Consider the following 12,516-nt stretch of genomic DNA (forward strand, 5'->3'; position numbering starts at 1 on the left):
CAGCAGCGCGGTGAGGGCGGCTTTGGGCACCTTGGCGAAGGCGGCGTTGGTGGGCGCGAACACCGTGAACGGCCCCTTGCCCGCCAGCGTCTTGTCGAGTCCGGCGATCTTGAGGGCGGCCAGCAGGGTGCTGAACTGGGGGTCCTTGCTCACCGCGTCGGCGATGGTGCTCTGGGCGAGGGCGGAGCTGAGGGTCAGGCTGGCGGCGAGGCTAACGGTCAGGGTCCGGACTAAACTGGTCATACTGCTCCTTGGGAGGCGTGTGAATGTGCGCCTCGAACAGCACTATGGACCGCCGAGGTGAAGCCCCGGTATGGCGGCGCCGGGGCACAGCATGACCACGCTGGGACGCGACATTCAGCCCTCGTCGGGCTACCAGGCGCCCCACTCTACGCCCGGCTATACTGCGATTTAAGGTCCCCAACCGATACTTCCAGCATGCTTACCTTCAAACGCTGCGCCGCGCTCCTCGGCCTGACTGGACTCTGCGCCGCCCAGGCCCTCTCGCCCGCCTTCGACGTGACGCTCAAGCCCGGTGATCCGGCGCTGATCTGCAAGGCCCGGCTCAGCCCCGCCTTGCAGCTCTCTTCGCCCCCGGCAGGCACCAAAGCCTGGCGCTCATCTTCTGGGATGAGCAGCCCCGGCATCTGAGCGGCCTGTGGACCGTCTTCGACCTGCCGCTGGGCACCAAGGCCCTGAAACCGGTTGCCGCCGCCAGCCGCACGGTCAGCGGCGGCAAGGCGGCGACCAACGAACTGGGCCAGCAGGGTTTCACGGCGCCGTGCGCGGCGGGCAAGCACAACATCTATGTGGATTTCTACGCCCTGGACGTGGCCAGTCTGAATCTGCCGGTGGGGACGCCGCTGCAAGCGGTTCACGCCGCCATCAAACGCCACAACCTGCTGGAAGCCAAAGCCCACGTGTTTCTGGTCAATCCGTGAAACAGTGTCTGGGTGGGCTGCTGCTCACCAGCCTGCCCGGTTGCGCCCAGGCTACCTCGGTCTACGCTCATACCGGCGCCGGACGGTTCAACCCGGCGCTCCGGGGCGTTCCCGCCCGCGTGTACGCGCCCAGCGGCAAGTCAGCCTGGACCGGCCTCATCCCTGTGACGCACGGGGCTCGTGCTGCATCGACGCCGCCGGAGCCACCCCGCCAAGGCGCACCAGGTGGTCCTGACCTTCCCAGCCGTCCGCTGTTCGGCGGGTGAACTCAAGCGTCTTGAAGCGGTCCAATTCGCCGGGACTGAACGCCACACCCCACAGCCCGAACGGCAGCGGCAGGGCCTCGCGGTCATGAATGTGTTGCCAGCCGTCGAAGCCCAGGTGCAGGGTAAAGGGAACCTCGCCCTCGATCAGCAGCAGTCGTCCGGGGTCGAGCGCGGCCACGGGCGCGGCGGGTCGCCAGTGACGCGCCTGGGCAGGCAGGGCGGCGCTGTAGCGGGCCTCGACTGACCGCAGCAGCTCGGCAGGTCGCCCGGTCTGACGGGCGATCGACAGTTTGAGAAACTCGGCGTGCGCCCACAGCAGCGGCATGGCGCTGCCGGTGGGTCGTCCCGGAAACAGGCCACGCTCAGCAATCGCCGCCGCGTCCCAGACCTGTTCGGGCAGCAGTCCACCAGCGCTGGCGCAGCGCCGCATCGCTTCGAGGTGAGGCAGTGGATCAACGCCAGCCTGGAGGTCAAGGTGGCCGCGCTCGCCGCTCAGCAGCGGCCACAACCTGCCGATGCCCGATCCGTCAAAGGCCGAGCCGTCGGCGTGTTCGCCGTAGCCGTCGCCGTTGTAGCGGTGGTAGAGCGCCCCCGATGGGGTATCTGCCCGCAGGAGGTGATCGACCACGGTGGTGGTGTTGATGATGCGGGGGTCACGGGCCGACCTCAGTCCCAGCCGACTCAGGTAGGAGTAATCGAGGCTGACCAGCGCCGAGGCCTGCACCTGCTCGCCCCCTCGGTTGCGCAGCACCACTTGCCCGGTCAGGTCGCCGTCCCGGTCCGGCGGGGCCAGCCGCACGTAGTAGCCTTCGACCTCCAGTTCCCGGCACAGCGGCGTGCCAGTCACGTAACACAGGCTTTCGAGCCGCTCGTTCCAGTCGTCGGCCAGGTCCAGGGCGTACTGCCGCTCGTCCTCGCCGAGCCAGTCCGCGCCCGCCACCAGCGCGGCGATCGCCACCGCCAGCGTGAACGGGTTGACCCCCGGATTCTCCTCCCAGCGGTCCTGGTCGCTGGTCGGCCCGGTGCGGGCCACGAAGGCCAGCGCCCGCTGCACCAACTGGCGGGTGCCGCCCAGCTCCGGCTCGCCCATTTCCCTGAGTTTGGCGGCGAGCAGCACCGGAAAAGCCGTCTCATCGAGCTGCACCCCATGCCAGTAGGGCTGCCCGTCGGGAAAGTAGTTCTGGCTCCAGTGCCCGTCCGGCTGCTGATTGGCAATGAAACCGGCCAGCACCCGGCGGGCGTCCTCGGCCTGGTTGCAGGCGAGCAGGGCAAAAGCCGCTAGGGTGGCGTCGCGCGGCCAGACCAGGTGGTAACCGCCGAGCACGTCGGCGTGGTTGCCCCAGGGCACACTCAGGCTGGCGACCAGCGCACCGGGGTAGGCCCGGTCCTCGTGGATCTTGAGCATGGTGGCGCTGAGCTGCGCCAGGGCGCTCAGGGCCGGAGTGGGCGAAGGCAGCGCGAGCTGTGCGCCCCAGGTTTCCCAGCTCTTCAGAAATGCCTGGCGGGCCACCTGGTCGCCCTCAGCCAGGCTGGCGAGCGCCAGTCCCCTGGCCCCCTGCGGACCTTCGGCAAAGCCCAGCGCCAGGAGCCCGGCCTGCGCCTCAAGCTGAGCGGTGAGCGCCACGTTGCCGTTCTCGGCGCGGGGGTAGGCCCAGGTCAGGCGTCCGTGCTGCTTGAGGTCCTGCCAGCCGTCGGAGGTGCCGACGTACCCGGCGCTCAGGCGGCTCATCGGCACGCTGGCGGCCAGGGCCAGAGACCGGTTGCCGCGCTGGGCCTGGAGCACTTCACCGTCGTGCCAGCCAGCGTTGTCGTCCCAGCCAGCATTGTCGTCCCCGCTGGCCATCAGGTGCGGGGAGAGCAGCGCCACCAGCCGGTACGGCCCGGTCAGCGCAAAGCGGATCAGCAGCACGTCACGGTGCGGGTCCGGCAGCACCTCCAGGCTCAGCTCGTAGTCCTCTCCCTCGTGCAGCACGGTCGGCAGTGGCAGGTACGGTTTGGGCGTGGACAGGTGGTAGCGGCCCACCCGCTTGAGATCCACCCAGGCAGCGCCAGCGTCAGGCTGCGCGGCCACCAGGTAAAAGCTCAGGTCGCGCACCTGCGGCTGCCCGGTCGAGGGCCAGTACACCTCGTTGAGAATGCCGTGACCGAGCGTGGCCCACAGCCGCGAGGCGCCCCCCAGCGCGGTGGTGACGTAATCCTTGTCGCTGCTCATCCAGGTCGGCGCAATGCCGGGAAAGCCGGGGGGCAGGCCGGTCACGGCGAGTCCTTCACGGCCCAGCCTTGGGGGTCCGGGCGGCGCTCAGGTCGTCCCACAACCGGAATCCGCCGAGAAAGGCGTTGGCGTTGTCGCCCAGACGCACGTGGGCAGGCAGATCCTGAGACGGCATCAGGGCGGCGTTCCCACCCCCCAGAACGACTTCATCCGGCTCCAGCGCCGCCTCAAGAGCTGCGATCACCCGCAGCACCTCGCGTATCCAGCGTTTCTTGCCGCGTTTTTTGAGTCCGCGCAGGCCCACGTAGTCCTCGAAGGTGTGCTTGCGGTACGGCAGATGAGCCAGTTCCATCGGCTCGACCCGGCCATCCACCACCATCGCCGAGCCCAGGCCGGTGCCGAGGCCCAGAAACAACAGGCTGCCGCCGTGACCACTGCCGAGCGCCTGCATCGCCGCGTCGTTGATCAGCTTGACGGGCGCGCCGAAAGCACCCGCGAAATCAAAGCCCATCCAGCCCGCGCCCAGGTTGACCGGATCGTGCAGGGGTCGACCGTGCAGCACCGGGCCAGGGTAGCCGACGCTCACCGCCGTGTAGGACCAGTCCCCAATCAGCTTCAGTAAGGTCTTCATCATCGCTGCCGGGGTCATCTCCGGGCCGGAATCAAAGCGCCGCACCTCCTCCTGCCCGCTCAGCCGCAATTTGACATGGGTGCCTCCGATATCCACCACCAGAATCTTCAGGCCCAGCGTCTTCAGGCCCAGAATCTTCGGGCTTTGAGCGGGCGCCCTGCGATTCACCCGACCACCCCGGCGCACCGCACGTCAGGCCAGGCAAAACCGCGCAGGGGATTCGGAGTCTTTGCCTGGGCAACGGGCGCTGGCAGCTCGGCAATGAGTAGTGCGGTCATCCTCACAGTATTCATTCTCACAGTATAGAGAGCGGAACCCGCCGGTGCTGCCCTCAGTCCGCCGCCTTCAGTCCGCCGCCTTCAATCTGCCGCGTCGCCGCCGCTGGCCACGTCCGTCTGCGGCAACTGGACGCTGCCGCGCCGTTCGAGCTTACCCCAGCCGACGGCCACCCCGCGCAGGGCCGCCAGCACCGCCCGGATCGCCACCAGGTAGAGCATCTGCCGGTAAAAAAAGCGTTGCAGCGGCAGCCACAGCAGCAGGCTCCAGCGCTCGCCGGGTTCCAGGGCAAAGGCCAGCACCGCCGCAAACAGGTCAATGCCGATGAACAGCAGATAAAACAGCAGCACCTGCGAACTCATGCCCGGCGAGTCGGGATGGTAGCGCACCTGAAGCAGTGACCAGGCCAGGTTAAGGAGCATGGTCGTATCGAGCAGGGCACTGATCAGCGGCAGCGCGACCTGAAACACCAGTACGTTCGGGACCGTCACCAGGCCCAGGCGGCGCGGCGCTCCCCGGCGGCCCAGGCCGCGCTGCTTCCAGGTCGCCTGCAAAATGCCGTACATCCAGCGAAAGCGTTGTTTCAGGAAGCCCTGGACCGTGTCGGGCGCCTCGGTCAGTGCGGTGGCCCGCTGTTCGTAGGTGACCCGCCAGCCTGCCGCCAGCACCCGCAGCGTCAGGTCGGCGTCCTCGGCCAGGGTGTCGGTGGCGAAGCCGCCCAGTGACAGCAGCACGTCGCGCCGCCACGCCCCGATGGCGCCCGGCACCACCGAAACGCAGTTGAGCAGCGCCATGGCCCGCCGCTCGACGTTCTGCGCCGTGATGTATTCGAGGGCCTGCCAGCGCGTCAGCAAATTGACCCGGTTGCCGACCTTGGCGTTGCCCGCCACGGCGGCCACCAACGGATCAGCAAAGTGAGCCGCCAGATACGCCAGTGCGCCGGGGCTCACCACGGTGTCGGCGTCGATGACCACCACCACCTCAGTCTGGGCCAGCCGCAGCCCGTGGTTCAGCGCGCGGGCCTTGCCACCGTTCGGCACGCTGTAAAGCTCGACCTGAGGGTGGGCGCCGTAGAGGCCGCTGACCACCTCGGCGGTGGGGTCCGTGCTGCCGTCGTCGATGACGATCACCCGCACTCCGGCGCCCTCAGCGATCAAGCTGCTGATCGTTTTGCTGATGACCTTGGCCTCGTTGTAGGCAGGGACCAGCACCGTGACCGGCACAACAGCGGGCGGCAGCGCCAGGCGGCGGCGCCCCAGGGCTTCGAGCAGCCCCAGTCCACTGATCGTTGCCAGCCGCAGGCACGACAGGCCGATGCCCAGCACGAACAGCCCGGCCACCACGGCGCTCAGGGCGCTGACCAGCCTAAAGCCCCAGCCGCCCGCGCGGGTCAGCCAGGCGCCGACGCCGCCGACCTTGGGCATCACCTGATCGCGCTGGAGGCCCACCAGTTGAGAGACCGTGACGAAGTGGTAGCCGTGCGCCCGCAGCTCACTGATGATCCGGGGCAAGGCCGCCACCGTCTGGCTGCGGTCGCCACCGGAATCGTGAAGCAGCACGATCTGGCCGCTGCCCGCCTGCACCTGCGCCAGCACCGACTGGGCGATGTGTACCGCGCCGGGTTTGGCCCAGTCCTCAGGGTCGATACCCATGCCGACGGTGGTGTACCCCAGGTCGCTGGCCTGCTGCAAGGTCCGCGCCTGTTCAGGAGTCGCCGGTTCGACGTCCTCGGCGAAAGGCGGCCTGAACAGCAGCGTCCCGCGCCCCAGCACGCTCTGGATCAGGCGCTGGGTGGCGCCGAGTTCCAGCGCCACCTGGGTGCTCGACACCAGACTCAGGTTGGGGTGCGTGAAGCTGTGCGAGCCGATCTCGTGGCCGTCCGCGACGATCTGCCGCAGCAGATCAGGGTGCTGCTGGGCGTTCAGGCCGATCACGAAAAAGGTGGCCGGAACCTGCCTGGCGTTCAGAATTTTGAGCAGTTGGGGCGTCCAGGCCGGGTCGGGGCCGTCGTCGAAGGTCAGCGCCACCGCCTTCGGGTCGGCCTTGCCCCAGCGCCCGATGACAAACGGGCTGGCGGGAATCTGGACCTGCTCGCCGAGAATCAGTCCCCGCGCCGCCGCGTAGTCGATGGCCCGCAGACCGTCACGCGGCTCGGAGACCACCCGCAGCAGTTCGCCGGTGCCCTTGTACGACAGATCGTAGCCGTAGGGCAGGGTCCGCAGGCTGGCCGCCACCGCCGCCGTCAAGCCGCCGGGCGACCCCAGTGCGGCCCGGTCCAGCACCTTCCATACCTGCGGGTCTTCGGTCCCCAGGCGCCAGAGGGCCACCTGATTGACGCCCAGCCGCAGCGCGGCCTGCACCGAATCGAAGGCGCTGACCGCGTCCAGATACCAGACCGCGTGAGGGCGCTGACGGGCGTCGCGGTAGCTGAAGGTGGGATTGAGGCTGGCCCGGTCCAGGATCGGCTTGACCTTGAACTCACGGGCCAGGCTCAGCGCGTCCTGAAACGAAACGTCGTCCGCCTGCGACTGACCTGCCGACCAGTCATAGCCGTAGTTGCCGATATCCAGCACGACCTGACTGGCGTCCAGACTGGCCAGCCGGGTTTGCAGCGCTCCTTGCAACCAGCCCTGAGCGGCCACCGGGCCGGGCACGCCGCCGCCGTCGTGCTGGTCGTAGGCCATCAGGTGAACGCGGTCAGTGGCCCGGCCCAGTGCGGCGTAGGCGTAGCTGTCGTCGTCCAGCGGCAGGGCCACGTTGAGCCGCAGTCCCAGCTTGCGGGTCTGGACGTGGAGTTCTTGCATGAAGGTCACGAACAGCGCCTGATCCGCGTTCGGAATCTGCTCGAAGTCGATCATCAGCCCGCCGCCGTGAACCTGACGCACATAGTTCAGGAGTCCCCGTTGCAGGCTCGCCCGCCTGGCCGGGCTGCGCAACATCGCGCTCAGGGCAGTGCTGTCCCACTGCTGGGTGCGGTTGTCGTAGTTGTTGACCAGTGGCACGACCCGCAGCGCCGTCCCCGGCTGGGATTGCAAGTACCCCAGCAGCGCGGCGGTCTTGACCGGGTTGTCGGGCGTCAGACCGTCGGCGGTGAAATGCAGCCATTCGGCGTCCAGCTCGGTCAGGTGACCCAGGTGCTGCTTGAGCGAGGACAGGCTGTTATCGTCCCAGTTGACATAAAACCCGGTGACCTCCGGCGTACCCGACGCCACGTGGACCCCCGGCAAGGCGGGCGTAGCGGGGGACTTTGCTGAGCTCTGAACAGCCGCCGCAGCCAGGCCGCCTTGTGGGTGTTGCAGGAACGAGCGCTGCTCCGACAGTGGCGCTCTTCGCAGCAGGGCCAGGGCGGGCAGCTCAGGGCGCAGCACCACACTCACGCCCAGTCCGGCCAGAACCAGCCCCATCCCCGCCAGCACCGTCAAGGCGGCGGCCCGGAACAACCGCCAGCGCTGGCCCCCAGGATCGTCGAAAATAAAGCTGCGCGGCAGTGGTGAGTTGGAAGGGTCAGGGCCAGACATACCCTCAGCCTAGAGAGTGAATGTCGGGTGAAGGTGAAGCCCCTCCTGAAGCGCCGCCGTGGTCGCTGGGCCTACTGGGGCGTGGTCGGGGGGCGCTTCGCGGCGCACAGGCGTGACAGGGAGCTGCTCTCCGGGCGTCAATCACTCGCTTTTCCATTCAGTCGCCTCCGGTGGCGGGTCGTCAACAGCAGGTCATCGACAGCAGGTGAGGGGTATTCGGACTGAGCCCAGAGGCAGGTGACTGATAGATCAACGCGTGCGCCGACGCCATGGGCGGCTCAGCTCGCTGCCGGTTCAAGCCGGATCTGATCTTTCTTGGAGACGGTCAGGTACACCGTCAGTGCCAGAATGGCGGCCAGAAAGATCAGGCTGGTGGTGGTGGTGCCCAGGCCCAGGCCACCGAAATCCTTGTCCTGCGAGAGGTAATCGCCGAAAGCGGCGCCCAGGGGCCGGGTCAGCACATACGCCATCCAGAAGGTGAGGACCGGGCTTTGCCGCAGCACCTTCTGGGACAGCGCCACCAGCCCGATCATGCCCGCGAAGATGAACGCCGAGAGCAGGTAGCCTAGGTTCAGTTTCTCGGCCATCAGGTCGCCCGCAGCGGTGCCGAGGGCGAAGGTGAACAGGATGGTCAGCCAGTAGTAGGCTTCGCGTCTGGGTGTAAAGATCGAGTGGATCGAGAGCGTGCCCTCGCGGCGGTACCACACGGTGAAGGTGGCGGCCAACGCCACGGCGAAGATCGCCGAGCTGCTCCAGAGGCTCAGGTGCAGGTTGTCGGTCATGTTGTCGGTGACCAGGGTGCCCACCACGCTGATAAAGACGATGGAGACCCAGTAAACGCCCGGTACGTAACGCTTGGCCCGGAATTGCAGGATCAGTGCCGCGATCAGAAAGGCGCTCATGATCAGAGTGGTGCCGTTCAGGCCCAGGTTCCAGGCTTTGTTGAGATAATCCGCCGCCGTCTCGCCGACGGTCGTGGCCAGCACCTTGATGATCCAGAAGAAGGCCGTGACTTCCGGAACCTTGCTCCAGAGGCCTGGCGGGCGGGTGGTGAGTTCGGGGGGAGCAGATGCGCTGGATGCCATACGGACCTCACTGGGAAGGCGAGGCGCCCAAGGTAAGTCGCCTCGCGGTGAACACCGAGCCTTAGAGCAGTACTCCGACACTACACGGGGGAAAACAGCCTCCCCGCGCCTCCATTCTGCGTCCTGCTCAGTCAAAACTACTCGCTCCGCCCGGTCATAAAAAGACCCTTTTTATGACAAATGCTCTAAAAGCTGAAGTTACCGGTATTGGCGCCCAAAATCTTCTGACCGATGTCCTCGATCTTTTTGCCGAAGTCGCTGGCGTCCTTGAATGGTCGGTTGGCGATGATGTCCTTGGCGACGGCAGGCTTGACGCCCTTGAGGCAGATCAGGGCCGCCTCCGGGGCTTTGTTGAGGTTGACCTTGGCCTTGAGCACCTGAGCGCATGACGTGGCGGGCGTGGTCTTGGTGGTCTTCTGGGCCGAGGCGGCGGTGGGCAGCAGCAGGGCGAGCAGGGTCAATGCAGCGGTCTTGTTCATAAAGGTCCTCCGGGGTGCGACTCCGGCAACATGCCGAGCGACCTGGGAGAACCTTAAGGGAAGACGGTAAAGGGGTGGTATAACGCGGCGCGGCGCTTTCTATCAGCAATGCCAGAGGCGAGCCACCGTTCCGTACAGGGCAGCGGCCACTGCGGGATTTCGCCGTTTTGTCAGGGGCATTTTACGACCTGATGACGTTTGACTGCCACGCTCAAATCGGCGGTTGTCTACTCGGAGTGCGTACTTTTGAGGAGTACTACGGCAGTGGAGGGTCAATTCTGGTTGAGGGTGACCCTATTTTGCTGGATTACTGCTCGCACTCTAAGTATAACTTTGCTCACATTTCGGGCTTCCGCTTCCTGGGCACAGCGGCACCTATCGGGCGTCTGCACCTATCGGGCGTCTGCACCTATCGGGCGTCCTGGCGAGAGCGGCACTTACCTCGCCTCGCCGCCTGCCCGCAAACAGCGCTCCATCCCTCTCCTTATCTACTCCCGCCAGGCGGGCAGGCCCCATACGGGTGCCGGTGTGCCCAAGAAGGACATACGTTCTTCCTCACTCGCCTCTTGGGCAGAACAGCGCCGCTGGCGACGCTAGGCCGCTTCTTGGGCAGAACGGACGCGCCTGGGCACGCCTGCCCGCTTCTTGGGCACAACGGACTGTCCTCGTGAACGGACGCCCATGAGGACGCCACTCGTCCCCATGAGGATGCCACTCCTCTCCTGCGGAGCTTTGCAAGTCCGCCTGGGCACGCCTGCCCGCTTCTTGGGCAGAACGAACGCGCCTGGGCACGCCTGCCCGCGTCTTGGGCAGAACGGACGCGCCTGGGCACGCCTGCCCGCGTCTTGGCCTGAACAGCGCCGCTGGCGACGCTAGGCCGCTCCGCTCGGTAAAGCTTGACAAGGAGATACTTAACCTGACACAACCGTCCAGATGGTGGCGTGAAAGGCTTTGGACGGACGGCGTGGTGGACGCTGAGTTGTCATGCTGAACCTCCGTGGGCAACCTGAGCAGTGGAAAAGGTGCAGCGCTGAAGCTGCCGGGCCTCAAAGCCAGCGCTGGATGGACGCCGCAGTGTCATTGGCAGTGGCGTTGAAGATGATCCTGGCTTCCGGCGCGAACTGATGCACGGCATTGACCATCCGTTCGAACAACAAAAAGTTCTCTGGCGGCAACCGCACACCTGCGCCAATCAGCACCGCGTCAAAATGTTCCCGTTCGAGTATCCCGATCACCTTGAGTTCGGCGGTGGCGCTGGTATCGATCAGACACCACTGCGCCTGGTAGCCCAGAGCCCCCAGTTCCCGTTGCTGCGCGTCAAGGATGCCCTGCAACTTCTCGGCATTGAGGTCCGGTAGGGTGCGGTAATCCACTACGGCTGGATCCAGTCCCGTCAGCAGCACCCGTTTGCCACGGGATGGCCGTGCCCAAGGTGGGCGCGCTGCCGGACGTTCGGCAAGTGCTGATAGACCCATCAATGGTACACCGGCCAGCGCAACAAGCAGTCTTCGGCGATTCATGATTTCCTCCAGTTGTAAAGCTGAAACCGTGCGACTTTGAATCTTTACGCACGAATAGAATATTGACGTCCCGTAACTTGCCTTCAGAAGTTTCCCGCTCATCCGTTCCTAGGAGAGCCTACTTCTTATTCACTTGAAGCGGTAGACCGAAAGATGAAAAAGACTATTTCATGGATGGTAAGCTCGGTCATGGCTGCAAAGAATGCCTTATCCGAGCTTCACGACATGACCCTGTTTGTCGAGGTGGCGCGCACCCTGAGTTTCAGTGCGGCTGGCCGTCAGCTCGACATCCCGGTGGCCACCGTGTCGCGCCGCATCGCCGCCTTCGAGCAGGAGCTGGGGGTGAGCCTGTTTCGCCGCACCACCCGCCGCGTAGAACTTACCGAAACGGGCCGAGTGCATTTCGAGCGCTGCTCCCAGGTCGCCGAGGCGGCGCGGCTCGCCCACGCCGAGCTGCGGGACGACGCCCAGCATCCCGGCGGACACCTGCGGGTCGCGATGCCGGTGGACCTGGGCGTATCCATAGTGGCCCCCTGGCTGGCGGAGTTCGCGCGGCAGTTTCCGGAGATCACCTTCGAGGTGGACCTGTCATCGATCAGGCTCGATCGGCCCATTGACAAGGATGATCTGGTGCTGCACATCGGCCCAATCACTGACGAACGCCTGATCGCGCGGCCTATCGGTGCCATCGAAATGCAGCTCTTTGCCGCCCCCAGCTACTTGCAGACCCACGGGCGTCCGCTGCACCCCTCGGACCTGAGCGCGCATCAGTGCGTCACCCGGCGCTTCATGCCGCACGGCGCCATCTGGCAGTTTGTGCGAGGCCAGGAGCGGTGCTCGGTCGAAGTTCGGGGACAGTTTATCGTCAACAACCAGGGGTTGATCAAGACCCTGCTTGAAGGGGGAACTGGCATCGGCATGATGCCAGCGGTGCTGAACCGGGAGAGCGTGGCCGCCGGACGGTTGGAGCGCGTGTTGCCGGATTGGTCGCTGCCGCCCCTGCCAGTCCACGCTGTGGTCGCCTCACCGCTGCAACCGCTGCGCGTGCGGCTGTTGCTGGCGTTTCTGGACGAGCGGATGACCGAGATCTGAGCTTGAGGTATGGAGACGAAAAGCCGCTGAGCCGCCACTCTTGTGAATCATCTGACATCTTGCAGTTTAGACGATAAGCGGTGAACGTGCGTCCTGCACAGCATAAATCTGTTCGATTTCTCGAAAAAGTTCGTCAAGTCGCACCCAGCCGAAAAATTTCCACCTCACCTGCTGGGCGAGAGCACCCCAATCCGGCCAGCCTGACTCACCCGTGTGCGGGTGATCCAGGTCTTCGAAATGACAGAGCAAAAAACTGAGGATGCTCAAGCAAAGATACCGGAGCACACCCAATTTGCTGTGTTGGCCGAACTTCCCAAAGCCAAAGCGGCTTTTCAATGTTTTGAACAATGCTTCAATCTTCCAGCGCCGTCTGCCGATGCGTTTCATCACGGCGGCGCTGCGCCGAACCGTCGAGACGATGAATCGCCGTTCCTGCGCGTCGCCCTGCTTGCCCGGAAGCCAAACCCAACTGACCCACAACGGTACACCCGGCAGG

Annotated in this window: 11 protein-coding genes; 3 read left to right on the forward strand and 8 right to left on the reverse strand. The window is 65.6% G+C overall.

Translation table 11 applies throughout. The annotated features are described in order from the left end of the window. Nucleotides 1-243: fasciclin domain-containing protein (locus Q0R23_RS03640; RefSeq protein WP_293910470.1), on the reverse strand; the 243-nt coding region annotated here is incomplete at its 3' end. A 195-nt stretch (nt 244-438) separates the two neighbouring features. Here Q0R23_RS03640 and Q0R23_RS03645 point away from each other — a divergent pair. After that, nucleotides 439-651: a hypothetical protein gene (locus Q0R23_RS03645; RefSeq protein WP_293910472.1), complete on the forward strand. Its 213-nt coding sequence runs from the start codon at nt 439-441 to the stop codon at nt 649-651. Beyond that, nucleotides 621-941 carry a hypothetical protein gene (locus Q0R23_RS03650; protein ID WP_293910490.1) on the forward strand — a complete coding sequence of 107 codons (321 nt, stop codon included), beginning with the start codon at nt 621-623 and terminating at the stop codon, nt 939-941. The genes Q0R23_RS03645 and Q0R23_RS03650 overlap by 31 nt, the downstream gene beginning before the upstream one ends. Nucleotides 942-1,097: 156 nt before the next feature. On the opposite strand, the gene Q0R23_RS03655 is transcribed toward Q0R23_RS03650, so the two are convergent. The 6 genes from Q0R23_RS03655 to Q0R23_RS03680 all read right to left on the reverse strand — a co-directional run bounded on the left by Q0R23_RS03655 (nt 1,098) and on the right by Q0R23_RS03680 (nt 11,030). Then, nucleotides 1,098-3,464 (reverse strand): glycoside hydrolase family 15 protein, encoded by a 2,367-nt coding sequence (locus Q0R23_RS03655; RefSeq protein WP_293910474.1) that lies wholly within the window; start codon nt 3,462-3,464, stop codon nt 1,098-1,100. A gap of 10 nt (nt 3,465-3,474) precedes the next feature. Continuing rightward, nucleotides 3,475-4,218, reverse strand: a complete 744-nt coding sequence (locus tag Q0R23_RS03660) for an ROK family protein (RefSeq protein ID WP_293910476.1) — start codon at nt 4,216-4,218, stop codon at nt 3,475-3,477. A gap of 191 nt (nt 4,219-4,409) precedes the next feature. Then, a complete protein-coding gene (locus Q0R23_RS03665; protein ID WP_293910478.1) occupies nt 4,410-7,844 on the reverse strand; it encodes a glycosyltransferase in 3,435 nt (1,144 codons plus the stop codon). A gap of 278 nt (nt 7,845-8,122) precedes the next feature. Next, nucleotides 8,123-8,929, reverse strand: coding sequence for a hypothetical protein (locus tag Q0R23_RS03670; RefSeq protein ID WP_293910480.1), 807 nt, complete (start codon nt 8,927-8,929; stop codon nt 8,123-8,125). Between the two features lie 185 nt (nt 8,930-9,114). Continuing rightward, a complete protein-coding gene (locus tag Q0R23_RS03675) occupies nt 9,115-9,408 on the reverse strand; it encodes a helix-hairpin-helix domain-containing protein (RefSeq protein ID WP_293910482.1) in 294 nt (97 codons plus the stop codon). A gap of 1,046 nt (nt 9,409-10,454) precedes the next feature. Further along, nucleotides 10,455-11,030 carry a hypothetical protein gene (locus Q0R23_RS03680; RefSeq protein WP_293910484.1) on the reverse strand — a complete coding sequence of 192 codons (576 nt, stop codon included), beginning with the start codon at nt 11,028-11,030 and terminating at the stop codon, nt 10,455-10,457. Nucleotides 11,031-11,117: 87 nt separating this feature from the next. Between Q0R23_RS03680 and Q0R23_RS03685 the strand changes: the two genes are divergently transcribed. Further along, complete coding sequence (locus Q0R23_RS03685; protein ID WP_293910486.1) at nt 11,118-12,020, forward strand: LysR family transcriptional regulator; 903 nt, start codon at nt 11,118-11,120, stop codon at nt 12,018-12,020. 66 nt (nt 12,021-12,086) lie between these two features. Here the strand turns inward: Q0R23_RS03685 and Q0R23_RS03690 are convergent. Continuing rightward, nucleotides 12,087-12,516: transposase (locus Q0R23_RS03690; RefSeq protein ID WP_293910488.1), on the reverse strand; the 430-nt coding region annotated here is incomplete at its 5' end.

Source organism: Deinococcus sp., assembly GCF_025362455.1.
Taxonomy (GTDB): domain Bacteria; phylum Deinococcota; class Deinococci; order Deinococcales; family Deinococcaceae; genus Deinococcus.